This window comes from Arthrobacter sp. efr-133-TYG-118, assembly GCF_030209755.1.
Classification (GTDB): Bacteria; Actinomycetota; Actinomycetes; order Actinomycetales; family Micrococcaceae; genus Arthrobacter.
The window spans coordinates 353,782-370,725 of sequence record NZ_JARVRH010000012.1 but is presented as its reverse complement, the minus strand read 5'-3'; the positions used below and the strand labels follow the sequence as shown (position 1 = coordinate 370,725).

Below are 16,944 nucleotides of genomic sequence, written 5' to 3'. Positions count from 1 at the left end.
CCCGCCGCCACCCTTACCTCGCTTCGCTACGGCAAGGGAACCCTCGCGGCGTGTTACGGCACTTCCTCACTCGGCCGCTGCGGCATTAGTGTTGGCGCTAATGTTCGCCGTTGTTGCGAGCGAGACCACTCAAGGCAGGGAGGAGGCACCATGGCTGCTGGCGAGCCCACCATTCTGGCAACCTCCGGCGGATATAAGTCCGGTCATCGCACCAGGATGGAGTTCGACCTCCTGGTTCACCACGCCGTCGAACTCTCCGGGGTGAGCGGGCGCGCGCCGCGAGTGGCGCATATCGGCACGGCCTCCGGAGACCAGCGTTGGTTCGCTGCGGAATTGGACCAAGCCGCACGGGTTTCGGGGTTCGATTTCAGCCACCTCAACCTTTTCACGATGCCCAATTACGGCGATCCAGAGGCCTACCTTTTGGAACAGGACGTGGTGTGGGTCAACGGTGGCTCCGTGGTCAATCTTCTGGCCGTATGGCGTGCGCACGGGCTGGATGGCATTTTGAGCCGCGTCTGGGAACAGGGTGTGGTGCTGGCCGGAGTGTCCGCAGGCTCGATTTGTTGGTTCCAGGGCGGCACCACGGATTCCTACGGCCCTGAATTGCGCGCAGTGACCAACGGACTGGGCTTGCTCCCCTATGCCAACGGCGTCCACTATGACTCCGAGCCGGGCCGCCGCCCTCTGGTCCACCGGTTGGTGGCACAGGGCGTGCTGGGGGAAACGCACTGCACCGACGACGGCGTCGGCCTCGTTTACAGAGGCACGGAACTTGTGGACGTGGTTGCCGAAGTCAGGGGCAAGGCTGCTTATCGCGTCACCGCGGCACCCGGCGATTCGGCCGACGCCCTTCCCGTCGCCGTGGAGGAGCGCTTGGAGTCCCGCTTCCTTGGCTGACATCCACGAACTCGGCGCGGTCGAGTTGCGCCAGGCCCTGGCCGCCGGTCAGCTCTCTGCGACGGAGGCGGCCGAGCACTTCCTTGCGAGAATCGGACAGCTGAACCATACGTTGGGCGCCTTCGTCACGGTGACGCCAGACCAGGCCGTGCTCGACGCCCGAGCCGCTGACGCAGCGTACGTTCGCCGGCGCAACGGAGGTCCCGAGCTTCCCCTCCTGCACGGCGTGCCGCTGGCTTTCAAAGACCTCACCGACGTTGCTGGAGTCGTGACCACCCACGGCAGTGCAGCCCTGGACCGTAAGCCCGCTCCGGAGGACGGAGCCCTTGCCGCGACGCTTAAAGGCGCCGGTGCCATCTCACTGGGCAAGACTCAGGTTCCGGAGTTCGGACTCACGGCCTACAGCGAAAACCGCATCGCACCGCCGTCGCGCAATCCACACGCATTGAGCCGCAGCTCCGGCGGGTCTTCGGGAGGGAGCGCTGCCGCGGTTGCGGCGGCCTTGGTTCCCTTCGCGCCAGGGAGCGACGGCGGCGGATCGATACGTATTCCTGCTGCGGCATGTGGACTGCTGGGGTTGAAGCCGGGCCGGGGCTTGGTGCCGGCCGGGGAAAGCGTCGGGGACGCGGCACGCCTCGTGGTGGCCGGCCCCTTGGCGCGCTCCGCCGCCGACGCCGCGCTCATGATGGATGCCCTCGTCCCGAACGGAATCAGGCCGGAAGGGGGCTACCTTGCGGGCCTCGAGGAAACGCCCGCGGCCTTGCGCATCGGCGCAAGCCTGGACAGCCCGTGGTCCACCACCTTCCCGTTCGCCCCGGAGCGGGAGGCCCTGGATGCCCTCGCCAAGGGCATCGAACTGTTGACGGAAGCGGGCCATTCAGTGCTCGACGCCGAGATCCGCTACGACAATCGCTATCCGGAAGCGTTCACGACCGCCTGGACCGCCGGCGTCGGGAGCGCACGGATCCTGCCCCAGCGCGAAGCCTTGCTGACCCCGCTGACCCGGACCTTCCGGCGTCGGGCGCAACAGCGGAGCGCAGGCAAGGTCAACGAAGCGCTCGGCTTCCTTCGGCAGTTCACCCACGACACCGTCACCCAGTACGCGCAGTGGGACCTCGTCCTGACGCCGTCGCTGGCACAGACGCCCCGGCCCGTGGGCTGGTTCACCGGGACAATGCCCGGAGGCGAGCAATGGCCGGCCCCCGATTGGCCCGGCGACGCGGACGATGACTACCGCAAGCAATGCGAGTTTGCGCCCTGGTCCTCCATGGTGAACGTGTGCGGACTGCCGGCGATCACCGTGCCCGTGCATTGGACCGGCCCGACACCTGGAACGGGGTTTCCGATGGGCATCCAGCTCATCGGAAAACCGGGATCCGAGCTCCTGCTCCTGCGGCTCGCAAGGCAGCTTGAGGGGCAGCAAAAGCCGGCCCCTATTGCCTGAGAATAGTTGCCCTAGGCATCTAAATGATGTGACAATGCGCTCAGTCAATGTCACCATGGATTAGATGAGCACAACTCTAGACACGCGGACGCCCGCCAAAAACGCGGGCGATACGTCATTTTTCGGCCACCCAAAGATGCTGGCCAGCCTCTTCTCCGTAGAAATGTGGGAACGATTCTCCTTCTACGGCATGCAGGGCATCCTGCTTTACTACATGTACTTCACGGCGGACCACGGCGGACTCTCGATCGACAAATCGCTCGCCGCCGGACTGGTTGGCGCGTACGGCGGAGGCGTATACCTCTCCACGATCCTGGGCGCATGGTTGGCGGACCGGCTTTTCGGCTCCGAACGGGTACTTTTCGGTTCCGCCATCATGATCATGGCCGGCCACATCGCACTTGCCCTCCTGCCCGGCATCCCTGGCCTGGTGGCAGGCCTGGTGCTGGTGGGTATCGGATCCGGTGGCCTCAAGGCGAACGCAACAGCACTGGTTGGCACCCTTTATGGGGAGAAGGACGAACGGCGTGACGCTGGATTCTCCATCTTCTACATGGGCATCAACCTCGGCGCCCTCATTGGACCGCTCGTTACCGGCTGGCTGCAGGAAAGCAACGGCTTCCACTGGGGCTTCGGCGCAGCCGCAATCGGCATGGCGATCGGCCTCGTCATCTACGCACTGGGTCGAAACAAGCTCCCGGAAGAAGCCCACCGTGTCCCGAACCCCCTTCCCTCCGAACAGCGGAGCCGTTACGGGCTCATCTTCTTCGGCATCGCCGCCGTGATCGCCGTGCTGCTGATGACCGGTGTGGTGAACCCCGGCAACCTGGCCCGCAGCATGGCTTACGCAGCCATTGTCGCCTCGCTGATCTACTTCACGTTGATCTTCAGGAGCAAGAAGGTCACGCCGATTGAGCGCAAGCGCGTTGTCGCGTTCATTCCGCTGTACATCGCGTCGGCAGCGTTCTGGGCACTCTTCCAGCAGCAGTTCACGTTCATTGCCGTGTACTCGGAGGAAAAACTGGACCGCAACCTCTTCGGCTGGGAAATGCCGGCAGCCTGGGTACAGTCAATCAACCCTGTATTCATCATCGTGTTCGCAGGCGTCATGGCTGCCCTGTGGACAAAACTCGGTCCGAAGCAGCCGGGATCCCCCATCAAGTTCGCTGCCGGACTCTTCGTCATGGGCCTGGCGTTCCTTGCCTTCATCCCGTTGACCGGGACAGGAAAGACCCCGCTTCTGGTGCTTGTGGGAATCCTGTTCCTCTTCACTTTGGCGGAGTTGTTCCTGTCCCCGATCGGCCTGTCCGTGAGCACCAAGCTGGCACCCAAGGCCTTCCACACCCAGATGGTGGCCCTGTTCTTCCTCTCGGTGTCCCTCGGCACCGCGCTGGCCGGCATCCTGGCCGGACTGCACAACCCTGACAACGAACTGCCGTACTTCCTGGGCGTCGGCGGCACGGCCGTGGTCATCGCTGTGGCCTTGGCAGCCGGCTCGCCCGCCATCAAGAAATTGATGGGCGGCGTGCGCTAGTCACGTCACCGACTTAAACCGCGACGGCGGCCGGTGCGTTTGGTGGGTTTCCTGCCAGACGCACCGGCCGCCGTCGTTGTTGCTAGTAGTTGTAGTTGTAACGCGAAGCAGTCGCAGCAAAAATCGCGATAAAGACCCAGAATATGATCACGCCGACAATGCCGAGGTACCCCATTACGAGGCCCGCAATCGCCATGCCTTTGCCGGCCGGTTCCTTCTTGAGGGCCATGTGGCCGAGGATCACGGCGGCAATCTGGGGCAGGACGAAGAAGCCAAGGCCCACAAAGACCGCGATCCCGCAGCACATACTCGCAATACTCAGGCCCTTGGGCTCGACGGGCATGCCATAGTAAGCGGGCTGGCCGTAAGGGCTGGTCGGCTGCCCGTATGCAGGCGGCCCTTGGGGAGGTTGCCCATACGGCGAAGCGGGCTGTCCATAGGGGCTGGCCGGCTGCTGTCCGTAGGCGGGCTGGCCGAATTGAGCCGGGGCGCCCTGGGGCTGGCCGTACGGTTCCTGCGGCTGCTGCGCCTGGGGCTGGCCGTAGGGGCCAGAGGCCGCCGGCGAGGCAAACGGCTGCTCGCCGTACGGGTTTTCGCCGGGTTGGGGTGCGGGCGGAATGTACGACGGCGGTTCGTAGCCCTTGGGCGGTTCGTCTCCCTCCGGAGTGTTCTCGGGTTTAGCTGGCTGGTCGGTCATGGAAAATCCCCCTTGCGAGTCTTTGTGCCCAGCCTACCGCCGAGCGAAGGCGCACATAAGCTCCGGAGCCCCAGCTCCCCAACCCCATGCCGCACTCCGGTAAACGGGCAGTGAATCTTCCTCGGTCAAGCGGAAATACGAAGTCACAGGCACCGCAATAGTGGGTTTTCTCTTCAAGCTCACCTGACGGTCTGGCATGCTGGGTCAATGGCTAGCCGTGCGGGCACTGTTGCCCTTCCCCAGGACCTTGTAGACATCACCGCTCTTCTTGACGCGTACTACGACGTGACGCCGGATCTGAGTGATCCAGCGCAGCGCGTTGCCTTCGGCACCTCCGGGCATCGGGGGTCGAGCCTCAAGGCCTCATTCAATGAAGGGCATATCCTCGCCATAACCCAGGCGATTGTGGAATACCGTGCAGGGCAGGGCATCACCGGCCCTCTCTTCCTGGCCAAGGACACCCACGGGCTCAGCGAACCAGCGCAGAATTCCGCCCTTGAAGTGCTCGCTGCCAACGGCGTCAACGTGCTGATCGACGCGCGGCACGGCTACACACCCACCCCGGCCCTGAGCCACGCAATCCTGAAGTACAACAACGAAGCCGGCCCCGGCCAGCCCCAGGCGGACGGCATCGTGGTCACCCCGAGCCACAACCCTCCGGCCGACGGTGGTTTCAAGTACAACCCTCCGCACGGCGGCCCTGCCGACACGGACGCCACCGGCTGGATCGCCAACCGCGCCAACGAGCTCTTGGAAAACGGGCTGCGCGGCGTCAAGCGGATTCCGTTGAACGACGCCCTTAAAGCGGATGGAACGGGCAAGTTCGATTTCCTGAGCAGCTACGTGGACGACCTCCCATCCGTCCTGGACCTCGATGCGATCCGTACCGCCGGCGTGCGCATCGGCGCTGACCCCATGGGCGGCGCATCCGTGGACTACTGGGGTGAAATCGGCGAGCGTCACCAGCTCGACCTGACCGTGGTCAACCCCACCGTGGACCCGCAATGGGCATTCATGACCCTCGATTGGGATGAGAAGATCCGCATGGACTGCTCCTCGCCGTCGGCCATGGCCTCGCTCATCAAGCGCATGTCCGACAGTGCTTCGGCCGGCACGGGGGCCTTCGACATCGCTACCGGAAACGACGCCGACGCTGACCGCCACGGCATCGTGACACCCTTTGTTGATGGGCAAGGCGGCTTGATGAACCCTAACCACTACCTCGCGGTTGCGATCGACTACCTTTACCGCAACCGCACGGGCTGGAACCCGGAGTCCGTGGTCGGCAAGACCCTCGTCTCCTCGTCCATCATTGACCGGGTAGCCGCCGGACTGGGCCGCAAGCTCGTGGAAGTTCCCGTGGGCTTCAAGTGGTTCGTCCCCGGCTTGCTTTCCGGCGAGGGTGCCTTCGGTGGCGAAGAATCGGCGGGCGCCTCGTTCAACAAGCGCGATGGAAGCGTCTGGACCACCGACAAGGACGGCATCCTGCTGGCCCTCCTGGCATCGGAGATCACGGCGGTCACCGGCAAGTCGCCGTCCCAGCTGTATAAGGGCCTCACGGACCAGTTCGGCGCACCCGTCTATGCCCGGATCGACGCCGCTGCCACGCGTGAGCAGAAGGCCAAGCTCGGCAAACTCTCCGCCGCGGACGTCACGGCCACCACCTTGGCGGGCGAGGAAATCACCGCCAAGCTGACCGAGGCTCCGGGAAACGGTGCCTCAATCGGCGGGCTCAAAGTTGTCACGGAGAACGCCTGGTTCGCGGCCCGTCCGTCGGGAACCGAGGACGTCTACAAGATCTACGCCGAGTCCTTCAAGGGTGCAGACCACCTCAAGCAGGTCCAGGAAGAGGCCAAGGCGCTCGTGGACGGCGTGATCTCCTAGCCCCTACCTAGTTTGACTCCGCCGGGAGGCGCCACAGCTTGAGGATTCGGCGTATGGTGTGGTTGCCTCCCGGCGCCATGTCCACCAGCGCGATCTGGTCGAGCACGACGGCGTCACCCGGCTTGGGGCGCTTGCCGTCGTGATGCGAAATATGCGGGCGGTAGTTCTCCATGACGTAGCGCGGGGTTGCCACGCGCCCTCCGACGCTTGCCACGGCGTCGAACAATTCTTCGTGCAGACCCTGCAAAATGGGATGGTGCTCCACAAGGCTGACCGGGATGGACCCTTGGTGACCGAATCCGGCGTCGGGCCCTACGCTGAGATCCGCCCCTAAGGCGCCCATTGCGGGCGCCGCAACAAGCTCGGTGAGGCGCGCGGCGATGTCGTCACCATCGGAGGGCTCGACGTCGAACCTCAACAGGGTGATGTGCAGCGGCCAGTCACTACGCGGGAAGACCAGCCCGTCAGCCACGGCTTCGACGAACGCCACCAGAATCAGATTCCGCATAAGGAAATTTTGCCACCGCGGCGCCCCTCCCACAGCGACGCCTACCCACAGTGGTGAGCGGGCGTCGGCGGAAAAGGCGCCAAAGGTGAGCGCGGGTCGGTCGAGGAAAACGCCCGCTCACATATGCCCCCTCAAGCGAAAACGCCCGCTCACAAGAGTGAGCGGGCGTCGGCGAAAAGGACGTCAAAAGTGAGCGAGGGTTAGACGGTGCGGACGACGTCCTCGTAGGCGAACTTCGGCTTGGCTTCGCCGAAAGCGTCCGGACCTGGCTGGCCGATGTTGACCACGAGGAAGCTCTTCTGGTCGCCGGCCGGAAAGAACTCGGCGTCGATCGCAGCGAAGTCGGCACCGGTCATGGGGCCGGCAGCGAAGCCGAGGGAGCGGACAGCGAGGATGAAGTAGCCGGCCTGCAAGTGGGCGTTGTTGTTGCCCGTGGTTGCGGTGAACTCGGGGTTGGCGTCGTACATGGCCTTCGGGGCGGAGTAGACCGGGAGGAACTTGTCCCACTGCTCGTGCCAAGCGGTGTCGTAGGAAAGCACTGCGACCAGCGGAGCGGAAGCGGTCTTGGCCTTGTTGCCCGGGGAGAGGGTCTCGACGAGCTTGGCGCGGGCCTCGTCCGAACGGACGTAGGTGACGCGCAACGGCTGGGAGTTGAACGCGGTCGGACCGAACTTGGTCAGTTCGTAGATGGCCTGTGCCTGCTCCTCGGAGACCTCGCCGGCAAAGGAGTTTGCAGTGCGGGCTTCGGCAAAGATGGCGTCGACTGCTGCGGCGTCAATCACTGCTTCTTCGTGGGCGATCGTCATTCGCGTACCTTTCGCTTGCCCGCAGCCAAGGACGGCCGGGCGCTTATGCTTTCCATGGTTGCAACTTCAACTTCGCCGCGCCTCTTCCCGTGAAGCCACGTGACGTTCCACACAGCGGGATCGGCGGGCTGTCCGGGCGGTAAGGTTGCACCCGGACAATCACAACTTTCAGGGAAGGCTCCCGTAGATGAGCATGCTCGGAACCAAATGGAAGCTGCACGGCAACGGCAAGACGATCCGGCCGGGACACGTGGTGGCACCCGAGGAGCGGCTGGCGTGGCCGTTGACCATCGGCGTCGGCATGCAGCACGTCGTCGCGATGTTCGGTGCTACCTTCCTGGTGCCCATCATCACGGGCATGCCGCCGGCCACCACATTGCTCTTTTCCGGCATCGGCACCCTGTTGTTCCTGGTCATCACCAAGGGCCGAGTACCCAGCTACCTTGGTTCGAGCTTTGCCTTCATCGCCCCCATCCTGGCGTCCCAGCAGCAGTTCGGCGTTCCCGGCGCGCTCGGCGGAGTGGTGCTTGCCGGCGTCGTACTGGCTCTTGTCGGCGCAGTGGTGCAGAAGTTCGGCGCTGAGTGGATCAACCGGACCATGCCGCCTATCGTCACGGGCGCAATCGTCGCCCTGATCGGCCTGAACTTGGCTCCGGCAGCAAAGGCGAACTTCGACAAGGCCCCGGTCACCGCCCTCGTGACGCTGGTGACGATCATCCTGGTGAGCGTCCTCTTCCGCGGTATTCTGGGCCGCTTGAGTATCCTGGTGGGCGTGGTGGTGGGTTACTTCACCTCCATGGCGCGCGGTGAAGTGGACTACTCCAAGATGGACTCGGCCTCATGGATCGGGCTGCCTCACTTCCAGTCGCCGGAATTCCACCTCGGCGTCGTGGGCTTGTTCGTGCCGGTTGTCTTAGTGCTCGTGGCCGAAAACGTGGGGCACGTGAAGTCCGTGGCCGCGATGACCGGACGGAACCTCGACGACGTCTCCGGCCGCGCGTTGATGGCCGACGGCGTCGCGACGGTCCTCGCCGGATTCGGCGGCGGTTCCGGAACCACCACCTACGCCGAGAATATCGGCGTCATGGCAGCCACGAAGGTCTACTCGACGGCGGCCTACTGGGTTGCCGGGACCTTCGCCATCCTCCTGAGTTTCTCGCCCAAGTTCGGCGAACTGATTGCTACAGTTCCCGCCGGCGTGCTGGGCGGTGCCGCAACCATGCTCTACGGGATGATCGGCGTCCTGGGCGTAAAGATCTGGGTGCAGAACAAGGTCAATTTCTCCAACCCCATCAACTTGACCACGGCAGCTGTCGCGTTGATTATCGGGATCGCGGATTACACGTGGACCATCGGCGAACTGAAGTTCACGGGCATCGCGCTGGGCTCGGCCGCTGCCTTGGCGGTCTACCACGGCATGAAGGGCCTGGCCCGTTGGCGCGGGACCGTTGCCGAGCCGGAGATGGAGACGGCAGGGCTGCCGCCAGCGGCAAAGGCAGCGATGAATGCGGCGGCTAAGAGGAGCGGGAAGAAGCGGTAGCGTCCCCTCCCTGGGAAATTCATGTGTTCGGCGGGGAGGGTTGCCCTCCCCGCCGAACACACCTAGTTAAGACAGGCGCCGACGAACAATCTCGCTGAGCGCCTTGCCGTCGAAGCGGCCGCCGATCTTTTCGGTGACCGGTTTCATGACATAACCCATGTGCATAAGGGACAGCTCCACGCCGTCGTCCTTGAGCGAGGCGATGACCTCGTCAACGATGGATTCAACTTCTTCGGCGGTCAGTGGTTCCGGCAGATAGGCCTCGATTACCTCGGCATCGGCGATCTCCGTGGCGGCACGCTCGGATTCTCCGGCCTCCTCGTAAAGCCTGGCGACCTCGTGATACTGGGAAGCCTCCTTCTGCAACATCTTCGTGATTTGGGCGTCGTCCAGCTGGATCGGCCTCTGGCCGGCTTTCTCACGGGTGTCAATCTCGCTGAGGACGTTGCGTGTGGCGTTCAGGGCGATGCGGTTGCCATCCTTCATGTGGCTGACGACGTCTGCGTGCAGCCGCTCTTTCAAGGTGGACATGGTGTGCTCCTCGATTCGATGTCCCGTGCTGGCCGGCTGCCAGCCCGGCAGACGGTGACGGCGTCCCGGGCGGGGTCGTCGCATCGTAGGTGCATGGCAGAAGTCAGAGCCATGCTTTGTACCTTAATTATCTGCCCGGTGAGGCCGAGTAACCCACAATCCAACACCGGGCATGCCCCCTCTTGGCACTCAGGAATGGGCATATTCGCGCTATGTCCATTCTTCGCATCCACTGGGGGGCATGTTCACCGGTGGACCGAAGCTTAGACGCCTTCGAGCACCTGGCTCGTGGCCCATGCGAGGTATTTGGCCGCGTTCGCTACGGCATCAGCTGCGTCGGGCACTCCATCGCGACGCTGTGCGACGTCGAGGAGCTGCGCCGCGGCCACCACGCCGTGGCCGGCTAGTTCCTCGGGGGTCACCAGTATCCTGCCGGCTACCACAATCACCGGTATTCCTTGCCCGTGTGCCGAATCCGCGAGAGCGATGGGTGCCTTGCCGGTCAGCGACTGCGAGTCCATGGATCCTTCGCCGGTGATCACCAGGTCCGCGCCGTCGAGCTGTTCGGGAAGCCCTGTCAGTCCCGCCACGAGGGCGAACCCGCCTTCCAGCGTCGCCTGGGTGAAGGCCAGGAACGACGCCGGAAACCCGCCGGCCGCTCCGGCGCCGGGAACGTTGACGTCCTGTCCGCCCGCTTCCCTCAGCAGGGATGCCCAGTTGCGCAGGCCGGCATCGAGCAGTTCCACCGCGTCTTCGTCCGCGCCCTTCTGCGGGCCGAACACATGGGCAGCGCCGTCACTTCCAAAGAGGGGGTTCTGGACGTCGACCGCGATCCGGAACCTCACTGCGGTCAGGCGCGGATCAAGCCCGGAGAGGTCGAGGGAGACGACGTCGGCGAGCGAGCCACCGCCGAGCGGAACCACATTTCCGGCCGCGTCCAGGGGCTTCAGCCCGAGCGCACGCAGGGCCCCGCTGCCGCCGTCGGACATCGCGGATCCGCCCAGGCCGAGCACGATCTCGGTGGCTCCGGCGTCGAGGGCCGCGGCGATGAGCTGGCCGCAACCGTAGCTGTGGGCGCGCAAGGCGTTCTCCGGCGTCGGGTCCATGTGTGCCAGTCCGGACGCTTGTGCTGTTTCGATCACCGCGGTGGCTCCGCCGAAAGCGTTTTGCCGGATGGCCCATGCGGCACCCACCGGCTTGAGAATGGGGCCCACGACGGCATTGATCCGCTCTTCGTAGCCTGCCGCCACGGCTGCTTCCAGTGTTCCTTCGCCACCGTCGGCGATGGGAAACTGCGTCACCACGGCATCCGGATAGACGCGCAATGCCCCCTCGGCCATCGCCGACGCTGCTTCTGCGGCGGTGAGTGAACCTTTGAACTTGTCCGGAGCAATCAGGATACGCATGCTCCCATCCTGCCAGCGGGACTAAGCTTTTCGCAGATTCGTACGTGGAGATGTCGAAAACAGCTCACGCCGTTCGTATAGAGGGTGAGACGCAGGCAAGGTGCCGGCGCCACATCCCAAGGAGGAACAGTCATGTCACGCTATCTGCTCAGCATCTACCAGCCCGACGGCCCCGCCCCGGAACCCGAAGTCCTCAACAAAATCATGGCCGATCTTGACGTCCTGAACCAGGAAATGCGCGACGCCGGCGCCTGGGTTTTCACGGGCGGCCTGCACCCGGCCAGCACCTCCACAGTGGTGCGTGTGAACGACTGCGAAGTACTCACCACGGACGGCCCCTTCACCGAGGCCAAGGAACATGTGGGCGGCCTGTGGGTGATCGAAGCCCCGGACCTGGACGTTGCGCTCGGCTGGGGACGCAAAGCCGCCCAAGCCACCACGCTTCCTATCGAGGTCCGGCCGTTCGCAGGCTACCGGGAATAGTTTCCTCATGCTCCATATTTCGGAGATCGGGCAAATATTCCGCGAAGAGTATGGACGCTCCGTGGCGGTCCTGGTCCGCGTTTTGGGCAGCATAGATGCCGCAGAAGACGCGGTTCAGGACGCTTTCACCGAGGCCGTGGCCCGTTGGCCCGACGCCGGGAAGCCGCCAAGCCCGGCCGGCTGGATCATCACCACCGCCCGCAACCGCGCCATCGACCGGCTCCGCCGCGAGGCCTCCGGCAGGGAGAAACTCGCCCAGGCCGCGCTCCTGCACGGCGATGAACACGGCGATGAAACCGAAGGAATCGAGGTGGATGGCGTGGAAGACGACCAGCTCCGGCTGATCTTTACATGCTGCCACCCCGCCATCAACCGGGCGGCGCAAGTAGCGCTGACACTCAAGCTCCTGGGCGGGCTCGGCACCGCCGAAATCGCCCACGCTTTCCTCGTGCCTGAGCCAACCATGGCGCAGCGCCTGGTGCGGGCCAAAGGCAAGATCCGCGACGCCCACATCCCCTACCGGGTACCGAGCGGGGCCGAGCTGCCCGAGCGCTTGAAGTCGGTGCTGGCCGTGGTCTACCTCGTCTTCAACGAGGGCTACGCGGCAAGCTCGGGGGCCGGGCTGGTGCGCGAAGACCTCTGCCGCGAGGCCTTGCGCCTGGGCCGGCTCATCATGGAACTCATGCCTGACGAGCCCGAAGCCAAAGGGCTCCTGGCCCTCATGCTTCTGCTAAATGCCCGCAGCGCAGCACGGACAACTTCCGATGGCGGCCTGGTGCTCCTCGCGGACCAGGACCGCAGCCTCTGGTACCGGGACCAAATAGCGGAAGGGCAGTCGTTGGTGCGGCAATGCCTGAAGAGGAACCAGCCCGGACCGTACCAATTGCAAGCTGCCATCAACGCGGTGCACAGCGATGCCGCACAGCCCGTGGACACGGATTGGCACCAAATCCTGGCGTTGTACGGGCAACTCCTGGCAATGGAGCCGACGCCGGTGGTCGCCTTGAACCGTGCGGTGGCCCTCGCGGAGGTGGAAGGACCCGCCGCGGGGCTTGCCGCCGTCGACGTCCTTGAGCTGGGCCACTACTATCTTTTCCACGCAGTGCGGGCCGATCTGCTCCGGCGCCTGGGCCGCAACACAGAGGCTGTCGCCGCCTACCGGGCCGCGCAGGAGCGCACGGATAACGACGCCGAGCGAGACTTCTTGGAAGGGCGCGTCCGGGCGCTCACCACCACTGGCCCCGGCCTTGCAGCACCGACTTCAGACGATCCGCACGGTCGGTGACAAGGCCGTCCACGCCCATCTCCAGCAGCCCGGCCATCTCGACGGAATCGTTGACCGTCCAGACGTGAACCTGGAGCCCAAGCCGATGCGCGCGCCGCAGGAAACCGGGCGTCACTACCGTCAGGGGGCCGTAGCGGACGGGTACCTGGAGGGCATCGACGTCGTGCAGGATCTTCCGCAGCCAGCGCTCCGGAAGAAGCGGTCCCAAAAGAGTAAAGGCAGCGTTGCCGACGATTCCCGCTGACGATGCCGTTCGACGGCGGAGCAGCCGCAGGACCGCACGGCGCCTGCGGTCGGAAAAGCTCGCGATCAGCACCCGGTCATGGGCATTCAGTTCTTCAATGACTCCGGCGAGGGGCTTGACGCTATGCCAATCCTTGACGTCGATGTTCAGCCGAGCCTCGGGGAATGCCGTCAGGACTTCTGCCAAGCGGGGAATTGCTTCGCGGCCCCCGATGCGGGCGTTGGCAATCTCGGCAGCGCTGAGGCCGGAGATGGGGCCGTGGGCATCTGTGACACGGTCGAGGGTGTCGTCGTGAAAAAGGAGTACCACGCGGTCGGCAGTGGTGCGGGCATCGGTTTCAAGGTGCGTGAAGCCAAGCTCAAGCGCGGCCCTGAATGCCGCGGCCGAGTTCTCAAGGCCATCCGGCGAAAACCCTCGGTGCGCGAAGGCAAGCGGAGCGGATCGTCCGTCCGGGCGACTGAAGAAGGGCAGATGCGAGCTCACACGGGTAGCGTAACCCGGCCGTGCCGCCCTCGACCCCGTCAGGATTCCTGCGGGACGATCTCCACGCCGTCGCCGCAGTGCACCAGCGTGCGGCCGCGACCGCCGTCGAGGTTTACCCAGACCACGCTGTGGTCGCTCGAAACGGCGTCCACCTGGCCGGGGTTCTCAAACCCGGGCGCGAGCTTGACGCTCACGCGGTCTCCGCGGCGCAACTGCTTCCAATGTTCAGCTGGCACTGCCCGGCGAACGGGGGCCTCGGGCCACCCTGCCGTCTTTCTCTTGGCCATCATGTCCCCTGTGATCGGCATCGAATACGGCATGAGCCTACGGGGAGTAGTTGAACGGCAGTTGGACTGAAGCTGTGTAATGGGTGAGCGCTCCCAACTAGCTAACAGTTAATGTCGTTTAGAGGCCTGAAAACGACATTAACTGTTAGCTAGTTGGGAGCGCCCAGCGGAAAAGTGGACCTTAGATGATTGCGGCGCGGAGTTGCTTCGCGGCAAGGGCGGGGTCGTCTGCGCCGTAGATGGAACCGCCGACGACGGCGACATCCGCTCCGGCGCGCTGGACGGCTCCGATGGTGGACAGATTCACGCCGCCGGCGACGGAGAACGGCACGCGGGCTTCCTCGCCGGCGCTCAGCAGGACGTCCAGGTTGTAGCCCGGCTTTGCCTGCTCGTCGAGGCCGGCGTGGAACTCGATGAACTTGGCACCGAGGGCGCGGGCTTCCTTGGCGCGGGTCACTTTGTCCGCAACGCCGATCAGGTCCACCACGATGCCCTTGTTGTGTGCCTTGGCCGCCTTGACCGCACCGGCGATGGTGGAGTCGTCCGCGCCGCCGAGCACTGAGACGAGGTCTGCGCCGGCCTTGAAAGCGATGTCTGCTTCGAGTTCGCCGGCGTCCATGGTCTTGAGGTCAGCGAACACGATCTTGTCCGGGTGGGCTTCCTTGATGGCGGTCACGGCCGAAAGACCTTCGCTTTTCACGAGCGGGGTGCCGAGTTCAATGATGTCAACGTATTCGGCCACCTTGCCGGCGATCTCGAGGGCAGCTTCGGTGGTGAGGACGTCGATGGCGACTTGCAGCTTCATGGGGTTCTCTTTCGGTAGTTTGTTTTGGTGTTGGTGCGGTGGAAATCAGGGGCTATTCGAGGTTGGCGTGGCGGAGCCAGAGTTCCTCGGCCGGGGTTGCGTCGTTGTCCCACAGGGTCTGGAAGACTGCTTCGGCAACGAGGAAGAGGACCTGCTCGAACAGGCTGCCGGAATACTGGCGGGACAGTGTGGATCCGTGGTCCGTCTTTTGCGCCGCAGGAATGATGACGACGACGTCGGCCAGTTCCGCTAGCGGGGAGGTTGCGTTCGCGGTGTACACGGCGATCCTTGCGCCGGCTTTGGAGGCCGTCTCAGCAGCCCGCACGACGCCGGAGGTCGTCCCGGAGCCCGAGGCAAGCAGCAGGAGGTCGCCCGAGCGGATAGCCGGCGTCGTGGTGTCCCCGGCGATGTGCACGTCGAATCCAAGGTGCATGAGCCGCATCGCGGCCATGCGCAGGACAAGGCCGCTGCGGCCGGCTCCTGCAACGAAGATCCGGCCGGTGGCCGAGTTCCCAGCGGTCTGGACTTCCGTGGCCAGGCGGGACAGCTGCCGCAGGTCCACTTCAGCGGCCGTTTCCGCGATCTCGCTGCCCACGAGGGCCAGGCTTAGCTCGACATCCACGCTTAGCTCGACATCCGAGGCGGTGTGGAACGTCTCTGCAGTGGTGGTCACGATTCCTCCTGCTCAGGTGAATGCTCTGTTTGAATCAATCGTTCAGGATTGAACGGATAGGTGTAACGCTGAGCATGGGCAGTGTTAGCTACCCGTTTGGGTAGTATGCACAAGACGTGAGCCGCTAAAGTGGCGGGATGACTCCAAGCACGTGGACGCTCCTCGAAGCAATTGCCGCACTAGCGAACGCCCCGTTGATGAGTATCGCCGAGCGGCTTCGTGAAGCAGCACTGCCCTACGTGGGCAGCAGCGCGCTGGTTATTTTCACCGAGGACTGCACAGGCCGTCCCCAGAAGAAGGCCGGGGCGGAAGCCATCATCAGCCGCGTCTCCATTCCTGAACTGGACCAGTTGCGTTCCCATGTTGCGGAAGGCGAGGCGTGGCAGGGAGAAGCAACCATCGCCGGAGGCCAGCTTCCCGTTCTTGCCTTGACGTCCGAGACCAATGCGCTGCTGGCCCTGACGGAGCCGGTCCTGCCCGAGGAACCGCTGGAGCGGGAGTCGGCGCTGCGGATGCTTGACTACCTGTGGCAACTCACGGCACGGCGCATCCAGGAGAAGGTGGCGGACGCGCCGCCGTCGTACCTCTTGGAATCCCGGGCGGCGTCCGCCGAGCGGCTCCGCGTCACTGCCGAACTCGTGGACAGGCATTCCACCACGCTCGAGACGATGTTGGCGGCGCTACGATCAAGCTCCCTCGACGACGCCGCGGCCCGCAAGGCCGTCACGGACCTGGCCGCGACCTCGCTCGTCAATCTGCGGACGTTGAGCGACCGCACCTCGGATCTCGTGGAAGAGCCTGTGGCCACCGCGTTTGAAAGGCTGCGGGAGGACCTGCGGCCACTCATGCACTTCAGCGAGCTCGACGTCCAGTTCATCGAACCGCCGATCAACGGCCGCGCCTTGCCCGGCGAAGTCGCGCACGCTGCCCGGGCGATCGTGCGGGGTCTGGTACTGGCAATCATTGAACAGCCCGCGGTGAGGCGCGTCCGCGTGCAGTGGGACTGCGACGGCGTGAACCTGCTCATCAATGTGCGCGACGACGGCCTGGGTGAACTGACTGCGGATTCGCCCAACATTGCCCGGCTCAACAGCAGAGTGGCAGCGCTGGACGGCCGAATGAACATCGAGGTCATGGCCGGCTGGGGAGCGGACGTGCAGGTGGTCATGCCGCTGGACCCGCCATCAGCCCCTGTGGGCGATATCGGTGGATGGGGCCTGGCCGAGCGCGAAATGGAAGTTCTTCAACTGTTGGCGGCCGGACAGCGCAACCGAGCCATCTCCGCCAAGCTACACGTCAGCGAAAACACCGTTAAATTCCATGTCAGGAATATCTTCAGGAAGCTCGGCGTAGGTTCACGAACAGAAGCCATTGCCTTGGCGCACAGCCACGGGCTGCGGGCGCCGAACTAGCGGCCAGGAAACCCCGGGGCTG

17 protein-coding genes are annotated in these 16,944 nt (G+C 64.5%); 8 read left to right on the top strand and 9 right to left on the bottom strand.

Features of this window, described 5'->3' with window-relative positions; all coding sequences use genetic code 11:
* Nucleotides 1-150: 150 nt before the first annotated feature.
* From QRN59_RS12615 to QRN59_RS12605, 3 genes are all read left to right on the top strand, one after another.
* Nucleotides 151-900, top strand: coding sequence for a Type 1 glutamine amidotransferase-like domain-containing protein (locus QRN59_RS12615; protein ID WP_284982837.1), 750 nt, complete (start codon nt 151-153; stop codon nt 898-900).
* Nucleotides 893-2,344, top strand: coding sequence for an amidase (locus QRN59_RS12610; protein ID WP_284982836.1), 1,452 nt, complete (start codon nt 893-895; stop codon nt 2,342-2,344). Before QRN59_RS12615 ends, QRN59_RS12610 begins: the two co-directional genes overlap by 8 nt.
* Before the next feature lie 64 nt (nt 2,345-2,408).
* Nucleotides 2,409-3,878 carry a peptide MFS transporter gene (locus tag QRN59_RS12605; RefSeq protein ID WP_284982835.1) on the top strand — a complete coding sequence of 490 codons (1,470 nt, stop codon included), beginning with the start codon at nt 2,409-2,411 and terminating at the stop codon, nt 3,876-3,878.
* 82 nt (nt 3,879-3,960) lie between these two features.
* Here the strand turns inward: QRN59_RS12605 and QRN59_RS12600 are convergent, their stop codons facing one another.
* Nucleotides 3,961-4,575: a DUF4190 domain-containing protein gene (locus QRN59_RS12600; RefSeq protein ID WP_284982834.1), complete on the bottom strand. Its 615-nt coding sequence runs from the start codon at nt 4,573-4,575 to the stop codon at nt 3,961-3,963.
* A 207-nt stretch (nt 4,576-4,782) separates the two neighbouring features.
* Here QRN59_RS12600 and pgm point away from each other — a divergent pair, with 207 nt between their 5' ends.
* Nucleotides 4,783-6,459 (top strand): phosphoglucomutase (alpha-D-glucose-1,6-bisphosphate-dependent), encoded by a 1,677-nt coding sequence (gene pgm / locus QRN59_RS12595; protein WP_284982833.1) that lies wholly within the window; start codon nt 4,783-4,785, stop codon nt 6,457-6,459.
* Nucleotides 6,460-6,466: 7 nt separating this feature from the next.
* On the opposite strand, the gene QRN59_RS12590 is transcribed toward pgm, so the two are convergent.
* Entirely contained in the window at nt 6,467-6,967 is a 501-nt protein-coding gene (locus tag QRN59_RS12590) for a 2'-5' RNA ligase family protein (RefSeq protein ID WP_284982832.1), read from the bottom strand.
* Between the two features lie 200 nt (nt 6,968-7,167).
* Nucleotides 7,168-7,773, bottom strand: a complete 606-nt coding sequence (locus QRN59_RS12585) for a malonic semialdehyde reductase (protein ID WP_078107055.1) — start codon at nt 7,771-7,773, stop codon at nt 7,168-7,170.
* 187 nt (nt 7,774-7,960) lie between these two features.
* Here QRN59_RS12585 and QRN59_RS12580 point away from each other — a divergent pair, with 187 nt between their 5' ends.
* Nucleotides 7,961-9,313, top strand: coding sequence for a uracil-xanthine permease family protein (locus tag QRN59_RS12580; RefSeq protein ID WP_284982831.1), 1,353 nt, complete (start codon nt 7,961-7,963; stop codon nt 9,311-9,313).
* A 66-nt stretch (nt 9,314-9,379) separates the two neighbouring features.
* Here QRN59_RS12580 and QRN59_RS12575 read toward each other — a convergent pair whose 3' ends face one another.
* A complete protein-coding gene (locus QRN59_RS12575) occupies nt 9,380-9,844 on the bottom strand; it encodes a GatB/YqeY domain-containing protein (RefSeq protein WP_284982830.1) in 465 nt (154 codons plus the stop codon).
* 263 nt (nt 9,845-10,107) lie between these two features.
* Nucleotides 10,108-11,250, bottom strand: coding sequence for a glycerate kinase (locus tag QRN59_RS12570; protein WP_284982829.1), 1,143 nt, complete (start codon nt 11,248-11,250; stop codon nt 10,108-10,110).
* Nucleotides 11,251-11,382: 132 nt separating this feature from the next.
* Between QRN59_RS12570 and QRN59_RS12565 the strand changes: the two genes are divergently transcribed.
* A complete protein-coding gene (locus tag QRN59_RS12565; RefSeq protein ID WP_284982828.1) occupies nt 11,383-11,733 on the top strand; it encodes a YciI family protein in 351 nt (116 codons plus the stop codon).
* Nucleotides 11,734-11,740: 7 nt separating this feature from the next.
* Nucleotides 11,741-13,018, top strand: a complete 1,278-nt coding sequence (locus tag QRN59_RS12560) for an RNA polymerase sigma factor (RefSeq protein WP_284982827.1) — start codon at nt 11,741-11,743, stop codon at nt 13,016-13,018.
* On the opposite strand, the gene QRN59_RS12555 is transcribed toward QRN59_RS12560, so the two are convergent.
* The 4 genes from QRN59_RS12555 to hxlB all read right to left on the bottom strand — a co-directional run bounded on the left by QRN59_RS12555 (nt 12,960) and on the right by hxlB (nt 15,510).
* Nucleotides 12,960-13,745: a glycerophosphodiester phosphodiesterase family protein gene (locus QRN59_RS12555; RefSeq protein WP_284982826.1), complete on the bottom strand. Its 786-nt coding sequence runs from the start codon at nt 13,743-13,745 to the stop codon at nt 12,960-12,962. The two genes, QRN59_RS12560 and QRN59_RS12555, sit on opposite strands and share 59 nt — an antisense overlap.
* Nucleotides 13,746-13,783: 38 nt before the next feature.
* A complete protein-coding gene (locus QRN59_RS24550; RefSeq protein WP_345448310.1) occupies nt 13,784-13,939 on the bottom strand; it encodes a hypothetical protein in 156 nt (51 codons plus the stop codon).
* Between the two features lie 274 nt (nt 13,940-14,213).
* Entirely contained in the window at nt 14,214-14,837 is a 624-nt protein-coding gene (hxlA, locus tag QRN59_RS12545; protein ID WP_234753024.1) for a 3-hexulose-6-phosphate synthase, read from the bottom strand.
* Nucleotides 14,838-14,889: 52 nt separating this feature from the next.
* Nucleotides 14,890-15,510, bottom strand: coding sequence for a 6-phospho-3-hexuloisomerase (hxlB, locus tag QRN59_RS12540; protein ID WP_502871050.1), 621 nt, complete (start codon nt 15,508-15,510; stop codon nt 14,890-14,892).
* A 137-nt stretch (nt 15,511-15,647) separates the two neighbouring features.
* Between hxlB and QRN59_RS12535 the strand changes: the two genes are divergently transcribed.
* Entirely contained in the window at nt 15,648-16,922 is a 1,275-nt protein-coding gene (locus QRN59_RS12535; RefSeq protein ID WP_284982825.1) for a helix-turn-helix transcriptional regulator, read from the top strand.
* The last annotated feature ends 22 nt before the right edge of the window (nt 16,923-16,944 follow it).